The organism is Methylobacterium fujisawaense (assembly GCF_014138435.1).
In the GTDB taxonomy this organism is placed as follows: Bacteria; Pseudomonadota; Alphaproteobacteria; order Rhizobiales; family Beijerinckiaceae; genus Methylobacterium; species Methylobacterium fujisawaense.
On sequence record NZ_JACJIM010000001.1, the window covers coordinates 350,260 to 366,075 of the forward strand.

At 71.1% G+C, this 15,816-nt stretch carries 14 protein-coding genes and 1 tRNA gene; 7 read left to right on the plus strand and 8 right to left on the minus strand.

The features are described from left to right. Positions 1-213: 213 nt before the first annotated feature. The 4 genes from GGQ91_RS01670 to aroQ form a co-directional block, all read right to left on the minus strand. Positions 214-1,659 (minus strand): amidase, encoded by a 1,446-nt coding sequence (locus GGQ91_RS01670; protein ID WP_043382573.1) that lies wholly within the window; start codon positions 1,657-1,659, stop codon positions 214-216. A gap of 207 nt (positions 1,660-1,866) precedes the next feature. After that, positions 1,867-2,946 (minus strand): dihydroorotase, encoded by a 1,080-nt coding sequence (pyrC, locus tag GGQ91_RS01675; RefSeq protein ID WP_182591220.1) that lies wholly within the window; start codon positions 2,944-2,946, stop codon positions 1,867-1,869. Between the two features lie 12 nt (positions 2,947-2,958). Next, complete coding sequence (locus GGQ91_RS01680) at positions 2,959-3,660, minus strand: orotate phosphoribosyltransferase (RefSeq protein ID WP_053611097.1); 702 nt, start codon at positions 3,658-3,660, stop codon at positions 2,959-2,961. Positions 3,661-3,803: 143 nt separating this feature from the next. Beyond that, on the minus strand, positions 3,804-4,253 hold the full coding sequence (aroQ, locus tag GGQ91_RS01685) for a type II 3-dehydroquinate dehydratase (RefSeq protein ID WP_179697684.1): 450 nt from the start codon (positions 4,251-4,253) through the stop codon (positions 3,804-3,806). A 193-nt stretch (positions 4,254-4,446) separates the two neighbouring features. Between aroQ and GGQ91_RS01690 the strand changes: the two genes are divergently transcribed. From GGQ91_RS01690 to GGQ91_RS01710, 5 genes are all read left to right on the plus strand, one after another. Beyond that, positions 4,447-5,289: a 3-oxoadipate:acetyl-CoA acetyltransferase gene (locus GGQ91_RS01690; RefSeq protein WP_075381315.1), complete on the plus strand. Its 843-nt coding sequence runs from the start codon at positions 4,447-4,449 to the stop codon at positions 5,287-5,289. A 193-nt stretch (positions 5,290-5,482) separates the two neighbouring features. Continuing rightward, positions 5,483-5,556 (plus strand) — tRNA-Gly (locus GGQ91_RS01695). Between the two features lie 309 nt (positions 5,557-5,865). After that, positions 5,866-7,419, plus strand: coding sequence for a PAS domain-containing sensor histidine kinase (locus tag GGQ91_RS01700; RefSeq protein ID WP_182591221.1), 1,554 nt, complete (start codon positions 5,866-5,868; stop codon positions 7,417-7,419). Further along, positions 7,409-8,026 (plus strand): response regulator FixJ, encoded by a 618-nt coding sequence (gene fixJ / locus GGQ91_RS01705; RefSeq protein WP_053611094.1) that lies wholly within the window; start codon positions 7,409-7,411, stop codon positions 8,024-8,026. Before GGQ91_RS01700 ends, fixJ begins: the two co-directional genes overlap by 11 nt. Positions 8,027-8,189: 163 nt before the next feature. Next, positions 8,190-9,131: a cyclic nucleotide-binding domain-containing protein gene (locus GGQ91_RS01710; RefSeq protein WP_343066742.1), complete on the plus strand. Its 942-nt coding sequence runs from the start codon at positions 8,190-8,192 to the stop codon at positions 9,129-9,131. Between the two features lie 138 nt (positions 9,132-9,269). On the opposite strand, the gene hmpA is transcribed toward GGQ91_RS01710, so the two are convergent. Beyond that, on the minus strand, positions 9,270-10,514 hold the full coding sequence (hmpA, locus tag GGQ91_RS01715) for an NO-inducible flavohemoprotein (protein WP_182591222.1): 1,245 nt from the start codon (positions 10,512-10,514) through the stop codon (positions 9,270-9,272). A gap of 94 nt (positions 10,515-10,608) precedes the next feature. Between hmpA and GGQ91_RS01720 the strand changes: the two genes are divergently transcribed. Together GGQ91_RS01720 and GGQ91_RS01725 are read left to right on the plus strand one after the other, a co-directional pair. Beyond that, a complete protein-coding gene (locus GGQ91_RS01720) occupies positions 10,609-11,106 on the plus strand; it encodes an Rrf2 family transcriptional regulator (protein ID WP_043386753.1) in 498 nt (165 codons plus the stop codon). Between the two features lie 421 nt (positions 11,107-11,527). Continuing rightward, positions 11,528-11,686, plus strand: a complete 159-nt coding sequence (locus GGQ91_RS01725) for a hypothetical protein (protein ID WP_158498482.1) — start codon at positions 11,528-11,530, stop codon at positions 11,684-11,686. 274 nt (positions 11,687-11,960) lie between these two features. Here GGQ91_RS01725 and GGQ91_RS01730 read toward each other — a convergent pair whose 3' ends face one another. From GGQ91_RS01730 to GGQ91_RS01740, 3 genes are all read right to left on the minus strand, one after another. Next, the gene (locus tag GGQ91_RS01730; RefSeq protein WP_182591223.1) at positions 11,961-12,713 is read right to left on the minus strand and encodes a helix-turn-helix domain-containing protein; all 753 of its coding nucleotides are present in this window, start codon (positions 12,711-12,713) and stop codon (positions 11,961-11,963) included. Between the two features lie 92 nt (positions 12,714-12,805). Then, the gene (locus tag GGQ91_RS01735; RefSeq protein WP_043353988.1) at positions 12,806-13,396 is read right to left on the minus strand and encodes a class GN sortase; all 591 of its coding nucleotides are present in this window, start codon (positions 13,394-13,396) and stop codon (positions 12,806-12,808) included. Continuing rightward, on the minus strand, positions 13,393-15,585 hold the full coding sequence (locus GGQ91_RS01740; RefSeq protein ID WP_182591224.1) for a marine proteobacterial sortase target protein: 2,193 nt from the start codon (positions 15,583-15,585) through the stop codon (positions 13,393-13,395). The genes GGQ91_RS01735 and GGQ91_RS01740 overlap by 4 nt, the downstream gene beginning before the upstream one ends. Positions 15,586-15,816 lie beyond the last annotated feature (231 nt).

Below are 15,816 nucleotides of genomic sequence, written 5' to 3' on the forward strand. Positions count from 1 at the left end.
CGCGGCCCTAGCTCAGGGCCGCCCCGTCGGTGACGCTACCGCTACAATAAGGACCGTGGTCATCGGAAATCCGAACCTGCCCCGCGGCGCCCGCATGATCCGGAACTGGCTCATGGTCGGCGCGCGAAGTGTCGGGCCTCATAGCGGAGCGCGCGCGGCGGGTCAACGCGTCCGCGCGTGCAAGTGAGCCGGTTCGGAGGCGAAGCCGCTCCCTCACTGCAGGGGCGGCGGGAAACGGCGGACCCAGTTGCTCGCCGCGTCGTAGGCGGCCCCGAGTTGCAGGCAGGCGAGTTCGCCGTGGTTCGGTCCGACGATCTGGATGCCGGTTGGCAGTCCGGCGGCTCCGAACCCGGCCGGCACGTCGAGGGCCGGCAGGCCCGACATCGTCGCCGGGATCGTGATCTGCATCCAGCGGTGATAGGTGTCCATCGCCTGTCCGCCCACCGTCTCGGGCCAGCGCAAAGCCTTGTCGAACGGGAAGACCTGCGCGCTCGGCATCACGAGGTAATCGTAGCCCTCCATGAAGCGGCGCAGGGTCTCGTACCAGCGGGTGCGCCCCTCCAGGGCCGCGATGATCCGGTCGGCGCCGAGCGCCAGCCCCCGCTCGACCTCCCAGACCGCCTCCGGCTTGAGCAGGGCCCGGTGGCGGGGCTCGTCGTAGAACGGGCGGAGATTTGCCGCGACGGTGAAGGCGCGCAGCACCAGCCAATCCTCCCAGAGCCGCTCCATATCGTAGCGCGGCATCGCCTCCTCGACGATGCAGCCGATCTCCGCGAACGTCGCTAGGGCGGCGCGTCCGACGTCGAGCACGCCGGGATCGAAGGGGATCTGGCCGCCGCAATCGCCGAGCCACGCGATCCGCGTCCCGCGGAAGTCGCGGGCGAGCGGGCTCGCGAAGGCGGAGGGGTCCTGCCGGATGGCGTTCGGGCAGCGGGGGTCGTAGCCCGCCAGAACCGAGAGCATCAGTCCGATATCGCCGGGCGTTCGCCCGATCGCCCCGAGCACGCCGAGCCCGGGGCTGAACACGTCCTTGGCCTCGGCGGGGATCCGTCCCCAGGCCGGGCGCAGGCCGTAGCAATTGTTGAAGGCCGGCGGGTTGCGGAGCGAACCGGCATGGTCGCTGCCGTCGGCCACCGGCTGCATCCGCAGCGCCACCGCCACGGCCGCGCCGCCGCTCGACCCGCCCCCGGTCTTCGCCGGATCGTAGGCGTTGCCGGTGGCGCCGTAGACCGGGTTGAAGCTGTGCGAGCCGAGGCCGAATTCGGGGATGTTGGTCTTGCCGATGAAGATCGCCCCGGCGGCGCGCAGGCGCGTCACCATGATCGAGTCCGTCTCGGCGATCCGGTCGGCGAAGATCGGCGACCCTTGGGTGAACGGCAGGCCGCGGACCGGGTCGAGGTCCTTCACGGCCAGCGGGAAGCCGTGCAGCGGCCCGACGGGCTCGCCCCGCGCCAGGACGGCGTCCGCACCTTCGGCCTCGCGCAAGAGCGCCGCGTCGTCCTGCAGGCCCACGATCGCGTTGACCTGCGGGTTGAGCCGGTGGATCCGCTCCAGATAGGCGCGCATCACCTCCGCGCAGGAGACCACCCGGCCGCGGATGGCGGCGGCGAGGTCCACGGCGCCCATCGCCGTGATTCCGTCCTGTCGCGCGTCCTGCATCGTACCCTCCTCCGGATCAACCGAAGATCGGTAACCGGAGGTTGGATCCAGGCAAAGATGGCTTTGGCTGATTGGATGGAGTGCCGATGTCCGTCATCGCGAGCGCAGCGAAGCAATCCAGTGTCGCGCGACGATCGCCGATGTCGCGCTGCCCTGGGTCGCTTCGCGCCGCTCGCGATGACGGTGCGCTGTCCTCAGCCTAGGCGGTCACACCACCGACCAGGGCAGCGTCTCGTCACCCCGGAACACCACCACCGCGGTGTCGTCCACGGTCACGGCCTCGGCGACGCGGCCGGGCCGGCGCTCCAGGGTGACGGTCCCGGCATTCGGCTCCAGACCGTGGAAGCGGGCGCCGTTGAGGGAGGCGAAGGCCTCGAACTTATCGAGCGCCCCCTCCTCGTCGAAGACCTGCACGTAGGTCTGGAGCGCGCTCGGCCCGCAGAACACGCCCGCGCAGCCGCAGGCCGCCTCCTTGGCGCCGCGGACGTGGGGGGCGGTGTCGGTGCCGAGATAGAAGCAGGCCTCGCCGGATGTCGCGGCCCTGCGCAGGGCCAGCCGGTGCCGCTCGCGCTTGGCCACCGGCAGGCAGTACAGGTGCGGGCGCAGCCCGCCCTGGAAGATGTGCGTCCGGTTGATCACGAGGTGGTGCGGCGTGACCGTGGCCGCGCACCGGCTCCGGTGCTCCCGGACCACGTCGAGGATCTCCGCCGTGGTGGCGTGCTCCACGGTGACCTTCAGCCCCTGGTGCCGGCCGAGCAGCGGGATCAGGCTGCCCTCCATGAACGCGGCCTCGCGGTCGAAGATGTCGATCTCCGGGTCGGTGGCCTCGCCGTGGATCAGGAGCGGCATGCCGATCCGCTCCATCCGCTCCAGCACAGGCGCGATCCCCAGGAGGTCGGTGACGCCCGCATGGGAGTTCGTGGTCGCGCCCGCCGGATAGAGCTTGGCGGCGACCCAGACCTTCTCCCGGAAGCCGCGCTCGATCTCGTCCGGATCGGTGTCGTCCCGCAGGTAGCAGGTCATGAGCGGGGTGAAGTCCATGCCGGCGGGAAGGGCCGCCAGGATCCGCGCGCGATAGGCCTCCGCGGCGGCGACCGTGGTCACCGGCGGCACGAGGTTCGGCATGATGATGCCCCGGGCGAACTGCGCCGCCGTGTAGGGCAGCACCGCCTTCAGCATCGCGCCGTCGCGCAGGTGGATGTGCCAGTCGTCCGGCCGGCGGATCGTGATCCGGTCGGCCGGCTTCGCGTCCTGGCGCTCGGCGGGGAACAGGTCTGCGACGCCCATCGCGAAAACCCCTCAGGCCTGGCCGAAGGCGGAGATGCCGCCATGGGCGGCCGACCACTCGGCCGGCGCGTTGAGGAAGCGCTCGACCTCGTCGAGCGTCTTCGGGTCGAAGGTGCCCATCTCCTTGGCCACCGCCAGCACGTCCCACCACGTGGTGAGGTAGTGGAGCTTGATGCCGATCTCCTCCATCAGCGCGGCGCTGCCGGGGAAGATGTCGTAGTAGAACAGCACGAAGCAGTGATCGACCTGGGCGCCGGACTCGCGCAGGGCCTTGCAGAAATTGACCTTGCTGCGTCCGTCGGTGGCCAGATCCTCGACCAGCAGCGTCCGGGCGCCGTCGACGATCTCGCCCTCGATCTGGGCGTTGCGGCCGAAGCCCTTGGGCTTCTTGCGGATATACTGCATGGGCAGCATCATCCGGTCGGCGATCCAGGCCGCGAAGGGGATGCCGGCGGTCTCGCCGCCCGCGATGTGGGTGAGCTGCTCGTAGCCGATCTCGCGCACGATCGTGGCGGTGGCGAAGTCCATCAGCGTCGAGCGCAGGCGCGGGAACGAGATGATCTTCCGGCTGTCGGTGTAAACCGGGCTCGCCCAGCCGGAGGTGAACTTGAACGGCTCGTCCTTGTAGAAGAGGACGGCACCGATCTCGAGGAACATCTTGGCCGCCTCGCGGGCGATGACGGTCCGGTCGAGGGGCAGGAAGGGGCTGGTCATGCGGCGTGCGCGCTCCGCTTGAGGCGCTCTCCGGGGCCATGAGGACCGGTCCGGCCGGGGAGCGCGCGTGAAACTAGGGCCTGACCGCCCTCCTCCGCCCTGTCTCCGCCAGCGTCAACCCTGATCGCGGCGCTATCCGCGCCTCATGCAGGCTTGCCGGCCCGCAGATGCGCGAGGTGGCGGATGGCGAGCGCGTAGCCGTGCGTGCCGAACCCCGCCAGCACCGCCGTGGCGGCGAGCGAGATGTAGGAGTGGTGGCGGAAGGCCTCGCGCCGGTGGACGTTCGAGATGTGGCACTCGATCACCGGCACCTCGCAGGTGTTGAGCGCGTCGAGGAGCGCCACGGAGGTATGGGTGTAGGCGCCCGCGTTGATGACGATGCCGGCCGAGCCGACCCGGAAATCGTGGATCGCGTCGATCAGCACGTGCTCGGCGTTGCTCTGGCGGAAATCGACCGTGAGCCCGAAGCCGGCGGCGGTCTCGCGGCACAGGGCCTCGACGTCGGCCAGGGTCTCGCGGCCGTAGATCTCGGGCTGGCGCTTGCCGAGCAGGTTCAGGTTCGGCCCGTTCAGGACCAGGATCGTGTCGTTCATCGTGTGCCTCGCGGCCGGAAGAGGTGCGGCAAGCGCCGGCGAGACACAAGTCCGTCGGGACACGGGTCCGGGCTGTCATCCGGCCCGAGATGTCCCGCAGACGGATCTGCCGCCCGCGACGGGCGGTTCAGATCCGGCTTCCACGGCGCTATCCGGGATTCCGAATTCCAAGAGAGGCAGGGAGGACAGGCGGATGGCAGGATCCCGGAGCGAGGCGCCCGTTGTGATCGCGGTGGCGATCACCGGCTCCGTGCCGCGCAAGACCGACAACCCGGCCGTTCCGGTCACCGTCTCCGAGCAGGTCGAGTCGACGCATCAGGCCTTCGAGGCGGGCGCCACGCTCTGCCACATCCACGTGCGCAACGACGACGAGTCGCCCTCCTCCGACCCGGACAAGTTCGCCGCCGTGCAGGCGGGGCTGCGCGAGCACTGCCCGGGGATGATCGTGCAGTTCTCCACGGGGGGGCGCGGGCGCGACCCGGCCGCCCGCGGCCTCTCGCTCAAGCACCGGCCCGACATGGCGTCCCTGTCCACCGGCTCGGTGAACTTCCCGACGATCGTCTACGAGAATTCCGCGAGCCTCGTGACCGACCTCGCCGGCCAGATGAAGCAGTATGGCGTCCGGCCCGAGATCGAGATCTTCGACCTCTCGCACCTGCACGGCGCCAAGCGCCTCGTGGAGGCGGGCCTGATCGACGCGCGCCCGCACGTGCAGTTCGTCATGGGCGTCCAGAACGCGATGCCGGCCGAGGAGCACCTCCTCGACATCCTGCTCGCCGAGACGCGGCGGATCCTGCCGGAGGCGACGTGGACGGCGGCCGGGATCGGCCGCAACCAGGCGATCGTGATGGACTGGGCGCTCGCCCGCGGCGCCGACGCGGTCCGCACCGGCCTGGAGGACAACATCCGGGTGACGAAGGATCGTCTGGCGGCCAGCAACGCCGAACTGGTCGGCCTCGCCGCCGAGGCGGTGGCCCGGCACGGCCGGCGGGTCGCGACGCCCGTCGAGGCCCGCGCCGCGCTGGGGCTCGGCTGATCGGGCGACGCCTCGGTCCCGCGACGAGTGCCCCCGGCTGGAGCGACGCGATCGTCGCAAGCCCCTCGTTTCGAGGCGGTGCCGGGTTGCCGAGCGGCGCGGCGCCGGAGGATCGTCCCTTCGCGGCGGCCGTTCATCGCCGGCCGCGCCCCACCTTCTCACGGGCATCGCAGCGTGCTAACGATCCGCCCGCGCGGGTGTAGCTCAATGGTAGAGCAGCAGCCTTCCAAGCTGAATACGAGGGTTCGATTCCCTTCACCCGCTCCATTCCAAAATCCGAAATCGCATCACGCGCTTAAGCGTAACCGGCCAGCCCTCCCCGGGCGCCGCGCGGCCGCCCCCTGCGCCGTGCAAGCCGCGTTCTCGGCCCCGCCGCGCCGCGGGCAGCCGGATGCGGGGCGGAGGCGTCGGCGGCTCGAGGCCAGGATCGCGGGCCGCCAGGAGCCCCGCCGGCCAGGCCCTCCCGGAGGACCGACGACCGCGGTGCGCGCCGGCTGTTTCTTGATGGACCCGGCGTTGTAAGACGGGCGCCGACGATCCGGACGGATGACGATGCCGTCCCCCCGTACGGCCGACATGACGACGTCTGACCCTCCCAACGATCCGGGTTCCCGCGGCGACGACCCCTTCGACGCGGAGGGACTTCGGCTGACTCTCGACGAAGCGGGCATCTGCGGCTGGGCCCTCGACGTCCGGACCGGGCGCGTCACGATCTTGCCGTCCTGCATCCGTCTGTTCGGGGTGCCGCCGGACCGCCTGACCTCCTTCGACGCGATGCAGGCCTTCGTGCATCCGGACGACCGCGCAGCCAGGGCGGACGCCATCGGGCGCGCGCTGGCGGAGGGCGGACGCTACGAGGTCGATTATCGGGCGGTGCATCCCGATGGACGCGTCCACTGGCTGCGTTCGCGCGGCCGCGTGCAGATCGGCGCCGACGGTCGACCGTGCCGCCACCGCGGCGTGGTCTTCAGCATTCACGAACAGAAGCAGGCCGACGAAGACCTGCGGGCGCGCGAGGCGCATCTGCGCTCGATCCTCGATACGGTCCCCGACGCCATGATCGTCATCGACGAGCAGGCGCAGATCAAATCGTTCAGCGCGGCGGCCGTGCGGCAGTTCGGCTACGGGCCGGACGAGATGGTTGGCCGGAATGTCAGCCTGCTGATGCCGGAACCCTATCGGAGCCAGCACGACGCCTACATGGCGCGCTACCGTTCGACCGGAGAACGCCGCATCATCGGCATCGGCCGCGTCGTGGTCGGCCAGCGCAAGGACGGCTCGACCTTCCCGATGGAATTGGCGGTCGGCGAGATGCGCTCGGGCGGCGTGCGCTACTTCACCGGCTTCATCCGCGACCTCACCGAACGGAACCAGACGGAGATGCGTCTGCAGGAGTTGCAGTCCGAGCTGGTGCACATGTCGCGCTTCACCGCCCTGGGCGAGATGGCATCGACGCTGGCGCACGAGATCAACCAGCCGCTGACAGCGATCGCGAGCTACCTCAAGGGCTGCCGCCGCCTCCTCGGGCGCATGGAAGGCCCGGAGGCGGCCCGGCTCTCCGACGCGGTGAACCAAGCGGCCGATCAGGCCCTGAGAGCCGGACAGGTGATCCGGCACCTGCGGGACTTCGTATCGCGCGGCGAGAACGAGCGGCATATCGAAAGCCTGCCCAAGCTGGTCGAGGAGGCGAGCGCCCTCGCCCTCGTCGGCGCCAAGGAGAAGGGCGTGCGCGTCCGCTTCGATCTCGACCCGGATGCGCCGCTCGTGCTGGCCGACCGGATCCAAGTGCAGCAGGTCCTGCTCAACCTCATCCGCAACGCGATCGAGGCCATGCAGGACGTGACCCGGCGCGAACTCGTCGTCGGGACGCGGGCGCGTCCGGCCGAAGGCCTGGTCGAGATACGGGTGTCGGATACCGGGACCGGCATCGCGCCCGAGATCGCCGAGCAGCTGTTCCAGCCCTTCGTGACAACGAAGGCGAACGGCATGGGCGTCGGCCTGTCGATCTGTCGAACCATCGTCGAGGCCCATGGCGGCAAGATCCTGGCCTGCCCGGGTCCGGACGGCGGAACGACCTTCCGCTTCACCCTGCGCACGCTCGACCGCGAGGAGATGGCTCATGTCGACTGACGCGCCCGTGCACATCGTGGATGACGATCTCGCGGTGCGCCAGTCCCTCGCCTTCCTGCTGGCGACCGACGGACTGGCCGTCCAGGTGCACGACTCGGCGACCGCCTTCCTCGCCGCGGGGACCGACCGTGTCGGATGCATCGTCACGGACGTGCGCATGCCCGACATCGACGGCGTCGAACTGCTGCACCGCCTCCGGCAGAGAGGCCGGATGCCGCCCGTGATCGTCATGACAGGCCATGCGGACGTCGCGCTCGCGGTCGAAGCGATGAAGGCCGGCGCGGTGGACTTCATCGAGAAGCCCTTCGACGACGACGTTCTTCTCGCCAGCATCCGATCGGCCTTGGCGCGGGCGGATCGCGCCCGGACGCGCGACGCCGAGGGGGACGCGGTGCGGGCGCGCTTGGCCGCACTCAGCGAGCGCGAGCGCCAGGTCCTGGAAGGACTGGTCGCCGGCAAGGCCAACAAGGTCATCGGGCTCGATCTTGGCATCAGCCCGCGGACCGTCGAGATCTACCGGGCCAACGTCATGTCCAAGCTGCAGGCGGGCAGCCTGTCCGAGCTGGTGCGCATGGCACTGATCGCAGAAAGCCTGGAGGGCGACTGAAGACGGACGCGCGTTGCGCCCCGTCGAGATGCAGATTCCGGGATGCCTTAGGGGGACGGGCTTCGACGCAGAGGCTCGCTCTTCGAAGGCATGCCCAATGCCCTCTCGGCGCCCGCCCACAGCTGGTCGTAGGGCTGCAGGCCCGCCTCCGCGCCGACATCGGGTGGATCGGCGCACCGCAGTCACATCCGACCCCAGGGCGCTTGCCGGCTCCGGCGGTTCGCGTTCGCCGCGGGTCGGCGGTGCGCGGTCGATGCCGGATCGGGATCGGGGTTGGGCCAAATCTGCAGTTGATATGCATCAAGGCCGGAATGCGCCCCGGTTCTCACGATGCCGAGGTCGAGTGGAAGCGCAGCTTGCCATGCGCGGAGAAGCGAACACCGATCCCGGAACGGGTGACAGCAGCAAGGAGGCACCGCGCATCCGCACCATGTTCCAGCACACGCTCGAGCACGAAGTGCCGGCGGGGACGATCCTTTTCGCGCAGGGCGAGGTCCCGACCTTCCAGATCGTCGTCCTGTCGGGATCGGTTCAGCTCTTCGGACGATCCCGCGATGGCCGCGAGGTGCTCATCGAAGTCGTGAGGGCGCCGGACCTGTTGATCCCTGCCGCCGTCGTGACCGCATCGCCGTATCTGATGCAGGGGCGGGCTCCGGAGCCGACCCGCTTCCTGCTCATTCCGGCCGATGCGTTCCGCGACGCGGTGGAACGCAACCCGCATCTGGCGAAGGCGGTTCTGGAAACGCTCGCCGAGCAGTTCCGTCGGATGGTGCGGCAGACCAAGAATCTGAAGCTGCGCTCCGCGGCCGAGCGCGTCGGATGCCATATCCTCGTCCTATCCGAACGGCAGGGCACGCCGGACCGCGCGATCCTGCCCTATGAGAAGCACATGATCGCGTCCGAACTCGGGATGACGCGCGAGTCCTTCTCCCGTGCCCTCAAAGCCCTCACCAAGATCGGCATCGGCGTTGCGGGCCAGGAGATCGTCATCCGCGACCGCGCGCGACTGACCGCCGTCGCCAAGCCCGACCCCATGATCGATCTGCCTGCCTTCGACGACACCGGTCGCCGGACTCTGGCCCTGATCGAGCGGCTGACGGGATAGGGACGGCAGGGCGGCCCGCGGCGTTCGACGGCGGACGCCCGTTCCGTCGGCACCGGGCGGTCCGGCGCCCGTACGCGCGATCACGGGAGGCGGCAGCGCCGTTCGCGGCGCCGCCGACACCCGGCCGTGGCGCCACGATCAGGCGACGCGCCGCACCTCGTCCTCCAGCAATTCGTCCGCCGGCCCGAAGAATTCGAAGCGGACCCGCTCGGCCGGGACGCCGTGGCGCTGCAGGCCGTTCACGAGCGCGGCCAGAAACGGCTTGGGACCGCAGAGGTAGTAGACCGCTTCGGCCTGCGGCGTGTTCGCGACGAGCCAATCCGCCGTGATGAGACCCGCCTCGTCGTAATGTTCGCCACGCCGGTCCTGCGCGTCCGGCTGGGCGTAGAAGGTCCGGACGCGGATATGCGCGCGCCCCGAGGCTGCGGCGGCCGTCGCGTCCCGCAGCGCATGGACACGGCCGTTGAGGGCTCCGTGGACATACCAAGTCGGGCGCTCGGGCATCTCATCCGCGATGGCGGCCAGCATGCTCACCATCGGCGTCAGTCCGACGCCGCCGCTGACCAGGACCACCGGGCCGTTCGTCGACCGGTCGAGGAAGAAGTCGCCCGACGGCGGTGCCACGCGCAGGATCGTGCCGATGCCGGCCGCGTCGTGCAGCCAGTTCGAGACGACACCGGCCGGCGCACCGGGCGCGTTCTCGCGCTTGACGGTGATGCGGTAGACGCGGTCGTTCGGGGCACACGAGACCGAGTAATTGCGTTTCAGAACGCCCTGGCCTGGCAGGTCGAAGAGGAAGCCGAGGTACTGACCGGGCTGGTGGCGCAGCACGGGCCCCCCATCGACCGGCGCCAGCACGAAGGAGCGGATCGTCTCGCTCTCCTGGGTCACGCTCTCGACCTGGAACGCGCGCCAGCCGGTCCAGCCTCCAGGCTTTGCGGCGTGGTCGCGGTAGATGGCCGCCTCGCGCCCGATCAGGATCTCCGCCAGGAGCCAGTACGCGTCTCCCCAGGCCGCGCAGATCTCGGACGTCGCCGCATCGCCCAGAATGTCGCCGATCGCGCCGAGCAGCGCATCCGCGACGTGCGGATAGTGCTCGGGGAGGATGTTGAGCGCGACATGCTTCTGCGCGATGCGCTCCACCGCCCCGCCGAGAACGCTCAGATTGTCGATGTTGCGGGCATAGGCCAGCACGGCTTGCGCGAGGGCCTTCGGCTGCGAGCCCGCTGCCCCATGGTGCGACTGGTTGAAGAGGTCGCGCATCTCGGCGTTCTCGAACAGGCGCTCGTACATGCGCCGCGTGATGTCCAGGCCTCGCGCCTCCAGGGCGGGAATCGTGGCTTTGATGAGGGCGACGGTGGAGGGACTCAGCGGGGCAGGCATGGCGGTCCTCAAGATGCATATTACATGCACCTTATGACGGCCCATTTTTAAAGGTGCAATCGTCATACACCTTAAGGGCTGTTACGGAGTTGACATGCGGCTGACCCGCTTCACCGATTACGGCCTGCGCACTCTGATCTATCTCGGCTCGCTGGGCCCCCGGCAGGGCTCCATAGCCGGCGTCGCGGCGGCCTACGGGATCTCCGAGCATCACTTGGTGAAGGTGGTGCATCAGCTGGGCCGGCTGGGATTGATCCGGACGACGCGCGGCCGGGGCGGCGGCTTGCTTCTGGGCCGGCCCGCGGACCAGATCCGCGTCGGAGACGTCGTGCGGGCCATGGAGGAGGATCTGGCGCTGGTCCCCTGCTTCGCCGGTGCGGCCTGTGCGATCACGCCCGCGTGCCGCCTCAAGGGTGTCTTGAACGAAGCGCTCGCCGCGTTCCTCGCGGTCCTCGACCGACATACCCTCGCCGACCTGCTGGAGCCGAATGCCGGGCCGGATCTCGCAGCCCTCCTGGGCATTGATCCGATGCCGTCGATCGACGAGCCCGCTTCGCGCATGCCTCGACGCCCCGTCGACCCGGTGCGTTGATCGACGGTTGCTCAGCCTCGACGCCGCGATGTGATCACCAACGCGATCGCAAGGCCGGACGCCCGCAGCATCGGAGCATGGGCGAGCGTCGGCGCGTTCCGGACGCGGGCTCGGAGCCCCACCGGATGCCGACTCCTCTCGGTGATCGCGGCGCAGTCGTCGCGATCGAAGCGGCAGATCTTCACCTCTGCCGTCGCGGCTCCGGAGCCCAGGGCAGGACGGCACCGGCGATAGGACCTCGCCCGGACGCAGGCTATAGTGCTTCTATACGATTTGATCTCTCGAACGCTTTGGGGCTGCCTGCGCGACGCCGATGGATAATTCGGCATTCAACCATCGATATCGAAAGGTCGCGATGATGAAGAATGTGCCAGAGATCCGCGAATTGACGGATGAAGAGATCGATTGTGTCGCCGGCGGCGTGAGCGACGACGCACTGTACGGGGCAGCGATCGGCCTCGCCGTGGCCAGCGTCGGCGCGCTGATCGCGGTGCCGACCATGGGAACGAGCACGACGCTCTGCGTGTGGGGGGCCTCCCTCGCCTCGTCGGCGCTCGCCTACAACATCGCGGCCCAGTAGCGCGCCCTGAACCCGGCGGCCCGCCGGGTCCGGAGAGGGTCTGCTCACGGAGCGGCCCTCTCCAAGGACGGAGGCTTCGACGGGCACCCGAACGGGCGCAGGGTCTTCGGCCGGCCGGCCGGCGCCTGCGCGAGCGCGAGGGGGGCCGATCCGGCGCGGGACGTCTCCTGTCCGCAGCCGGCGCAACGCGCGGTCGGCCGAACGCGTCGGCTGCTGTGTCGACCGGCCCATCACGGCCAGGGGCGCCGGCCCATCCGCATCGCGCCCGGCCCCGTCAGGCGACACCCGTGAAGAAGGTGGCGTAGCCGTCCTCGTGCACGCGGGCGAGATAGGCGCGGTACGGTGCGAAGCCCGGCTCCTCAGGTCCGATGCGCCCGTAGCCGAATGCGCCGGCCTGCTCCGGGAGCAGCGCCAGGGGCGCCGCGGCGGGGGTCAGCTGGGTGCCGCGCCCCGCATGGAGCGTGGTCAGGACCCCGTACATCTCGCCCTGGATGTTCGGGCGGCACAGGACCGCCAGGCGGTGCTGCCCGTGCCAGTTGGTCACCAGATAGATCATGCCCGACTGGCTCGGCACGGCGACGCTGCCGGATTGCGCGAAGGGGGCGTCAAGCCGCTCGGCTTCGCGGAACACGAGGCGGGCCGACTCTGCGTCCCAGGCGATCTCGGTGCGGTAGGCGAAGATCGCGCCGGCCGTCCCGAAGGAGGGCCGCAGGGTGAGATAGCGCCCCTCGATCCAGGCCACGCTCTCCCGGGAGTAGGAGCCGAGTTCGTCGGGCGCGTGACGGGCCGTCTCCGGAGCCGGTCGCCCCGGTTCCTGGCGGAGGGATTGGCCCAGGGCCTCCTCCAGCCGGATCGTCGTCGCCAGGGTGAAGGGCCGGCGGCCGGCAAGCGCCTTCTCCAGGGTCGAGATGCTGATCCGGGCCTCTTCGGCCAGCGTCTGACGGGAGATGCGCCGGCGGGCCAGCGCCTCGCGCACAGTCTGGGCAATGGCGCGGCTCTGCGCCTCGGACAGTTCGATCTCGCTCACAGGCACGGCTCGCGCGGGCTTGATCCGGACAGATCCGCACGAAACCGCACAATTGCGCAAGCGCGGCCAAGCTGGCCATCCACGGCGGCCCGTCAGGAACGCCCCGCCTCCGACGCCAGCTCCGTCTCGACGATCAACCGGAGCGGTCCGGCCCGAAGCGCCTCCAGGGGCCAGCAGGTGACGAGGTCGAGATGCCGGCCGGCCGCCTGCGGGTCGATGCCCGAGGCGTCCCACCGCGCCACCCGCGTGCCGGTGACGCGGAAATGCCGGGTCCGGCCGTCGCGGCCCGTCACCGTGACGGGATCGCCGGGCCCGAGGCGCCCCAGCACCGCGAACTGCGTGTCGCGGTGGGCGGCGAAGATTGCGGTGCCGGGCGCGCCGGCCTCCGGCGTACCGTCCAGATGGCCCGGGCCGAAAGCCAGGGCCTGGCCGCTCCCGCCCCGCAGCACCACGAAGCTGCGGCCCGCGACGGTGAGGCGGGCGACCGGCTCGGTGTCGGCCCAGGGCCAGGGCTTGGCGGGGTGCCCCTCGGCCAGCGTGCGGGCGAAGGCGCGCTCCAGCAGCACCTGCGCCAGGGCGGCCTTGGCGGGGATCCAGGCGGCCTGCGCCGCCAACCCGAGCCCCCCGAGGGTGAGGAGGGCCGCGAGGGCCCTCCCCAGTCCGGATACCGGGGAGCGGCTCATCGCGCGTCCCCGATCCGCCGGACGCCGCGCCGCTGCAGGCCAGCGCCCAGCAGGAGGCCCAGGAGGGCGAGGAGCAGGCCCAGGCCGAGCTGCGCCAGGATCCCGGCCCCGGTCTGCGGGAGGTCGACGCCCGCCTCGCCGGCATGGATCGGCACGATCCGGGCGGACTTGTCGTCGGCGGGCGCTTCGCCGCTCCGGTCCGTGCCGAACACCTTGGCGAAGTCCCAGCCCGCCGGCAGGTTCAGCGGCAGGTCGGCGGCGACGAGGGGCGTGCCCGGCGCCCGGCGGGGCGTGGCGTCGATGGCCACGAGGCTGGTCAGCCGCGTCGTCAGGCCGTGCTCCAGGGCCAGCGCCAGGATGGTGGCGTCGGCCGCCTCCGCGCCGAGGCGTCCGGTGATCCGCGCGGTCTCGGTCTCGCCGATCCGGGAGCGCGCCCAGACCTTGGAGATGCCGGCGCCCGTGCCGGCCGCGGCGAGGGGCAGGGTCCGGGTCCAGATCCGGCCGCCCACGCGGCCCGAGACGGTCACGGTCCCGTGGACGGTCCCCTCGGCCGCCTCCGGCAGCTGCGCGGCGAAGACCATCGGCTCGCCGCGATACAGGTCGGGCAGCGCGCCCGGCGTGACGGCGACGCCCGGGACCGAGAAGGTCGCGGTCAGGTCGGTGACGGCGGGGGATTCCAGCTTCTCGTAGAGCGCGCGGGTCCGTTCGCCGACCAGGGCGAGGTCGCGGATCTCCGTGAAGCTGCCGCGGCCGATCTCGGCGGCGTGGCGCATCAGGTGGCCGTTGGGCGCCGAGCCGATGCCGACCATGAACAGGCGCGTGCGCCCGAGATTGGCGTGGATCGCCGCGAAGATCCGCTCCTCGTCGCCGACGGCCCCGTCGGTGAGGAACACGACCTGGCGCACGCGCCCGTCCTCCGGATGGGGATCGGCCAGGGCCGCCTTGAGCGGCGCCAGCATCTCGGTGCCGCCGCGGGCCTCCAGGGCGGCGACGAAGCGCTCGGCTTCCGCCAGGGCCGCCCGCGTCGCCGGGACCGGCTCGGGATGCAGCGCGTCCCAGGTGTCGTCGAAGCGGATGACGTTGAAGCGGTCCTGCGGCGTCAGACGCGCGAGGCCGGCCAGCAGCCCGGCCTTGGCCTGCCGCATCGAGGCGCCGGACATCGAGCCGGAATTGTCGATCACGAAGGTGACGTCGCGCGCCGGCCGGGTGGCCGCGTCGGCCTCGAGCGCCGGCGGGTTCACGGCGGCCAGCAGGTAGGTCCGGCCGGCCACGGTCTCGCGGAACAGGCCGAGGCCGGGCACCCGGCTCGGAGCGGGCTCCCAGGTCAGCTCGAGGTCGCGGTCGGCCGGCACGACGCCGTCGGCCAGCGTGACGGTGCGCGCCTCCGAGCCGGTCTCGGTCACGCGGATCGCGTGGGTGGCGCTGCGGACGGCGCCGACGGCGAAGCCCGCCTGGAGCCGCACGGTGACGGCGACTGGGTTGGTCGGCGGGGACAGGGCCGGGTCGAGCACCGGCGGGCTGATCCGGGCGCGATCCGGAACCGGGTCGCGGGCCGCCTCGGCCACGCCGTCGAGGGAGACCGCGTCCACCGCGGCGGGGGCGGGAGTGTAGCGGGGCGCGACGACCAGCGGCAGGCGCAGCGTCCGCGTCTCGCCGGAGACGGGGATCGTCTGCTGATAGGTGATCTGGACCACCACCGTCTCGCCGGGGCCGATATTGGCGACCGCGTTGGTGAAGATGTTGGGCCGCTCCTGCGCGGTCAGGGCCGCCGACTGCCCGGCCGCCTTCGCGGCCTCGTAGGCGCGCTTGGCCGCCGCCCGCTCGCGGATGTCGGCCACGATCACGCGGTTGCCGACGACGAGCTTCATCCCGTCGACGGCCGCGTCCTCCGGCAGGGGGTACACGTAGGTGCCCTCGACCCACTCCGCCGTGGTGTTGCGGAAGGCCTGGGTGACCGTGGCCCGGGCGGTCGGGCCGCTGACATCGACGCTGATGTCGGTGGCAAGCTGGACGGCCTCGGCCGGCGCGGCGCCGGCCGGCCCGCGCAGCATCAGGCCGCCCCGCGCCGGCCCCGGCGCCGCGTGGGCCGAGGCGAGCATGATGAGGAGCGCCAGCAGCGCGAGGAAGAGCGGTGACAACGCGGCGTTGCGGGGGGGCTCGACCGCGGGTCGTGGAGCGAAGAACGGCATCGGGGAAACCTCCTGCGCCGGCGGATCGGGGCCGGCTCGCCGCTGAAGCTCCCGCGCCCGCCCCTCGGCCGCCACGAGAAGCTTCGCCCTTTTCCAGGCCCGGCCCGCACCGGCCGGCCGCGCCGCGGCGGATCTGTGCGGAGCCGGTGCGGAGCTGTGCGCCCGGCGGCGCGTCCTGACGGATCCGCCGTCGCCTTGACATATGCGCAACCTGCGTCTTAGTTATGCTCA

What these genes read in the sequence shown, in the direction of transcription:
- GGQ91_RS01670 (WP_043382573.1), bottom strand. Translation starts at nt 1,659, where the DNA reads ATGCAGGACGCGCGACAGGACGGAATCACGGCGATGGGCGCCGTGGAC.
- pyrC (WP_182591220.1), bottom strand. Translation starts at nt 2,946, where the DNA reads ATGGGCGTCGCAGACCTGTTCCCCGCCGAGCGCCAGGACGCGAAGCCG.
- GGQ91_RS01680 (WP_053611097.1), bottom strand. Translation starts at nt 3,660, where the DNA reads ATGACCAGCCCCTTCCTGCCCCTCGACCGGACCGTCATCGCCCGCGAG.
- aroQ (WP_179697684.1), bottom strand. Translation starts at nt 4,253, where the DNA reads ATGAACGACACGATCCTGGTCCTGAACGGGCCGAACCTGAACCTGCTC.
- GGQ91_RS01690 (WP_075381315.1), top strand. Translation starts at nt 4,447, where the DNA reads ATGGCAGGATCCCGGAGCGAGGCGCCCGTTGTGATCGCGGTGGCGATC.
- GGQ91_RS01700 (WP_182591221.1), top strand. Translation starts at nt 5,866, where the DNA reads ATGACGACGTCTGACCCTCCCAACGATCCGGGTTCCCGCGGCGACGAC.
- fixJ (WP_053611094.1), top strand. Translation starts at nt 7,409, where the DNA reads ATGTCGACTGACGCGCCCGTGCACATCGTGGATGACGATCTCGCGGTG.
- hmpA (WP_182591222.1), bottom strand. Translation starts at nt 10,514, where the DNA reads ATGCCTGCCCCGCTGAGTCCCTCCACCGTCGCCCTCATCAAAGCCACG.
- GGQ91_RS01720 (WP_043386753.1), top strand. Translation starts at nt 10,609, where the DNA reads ATGCGGCTGACCCGCTTCACCGATTACGGCCTGCGCACTCTGATCTAT.
- GGQ91_RS01735 (WP_043353988.1), bottom strand. Translation starts at nt 13,396, where the DNA reads ATGAGCCGCTCCCCGGTATCCGGACTGGGGAGGGCCCTCGCGGCCCTC.
- GGQ91_RS01740 (WP_182591224.1), bottom strand. Translation starts at nt 15,585, where the DNA reads ATGCCGTTCTTCGCTCCACGACCCGCGGTCGAGCCCCCCCGCAACGCC.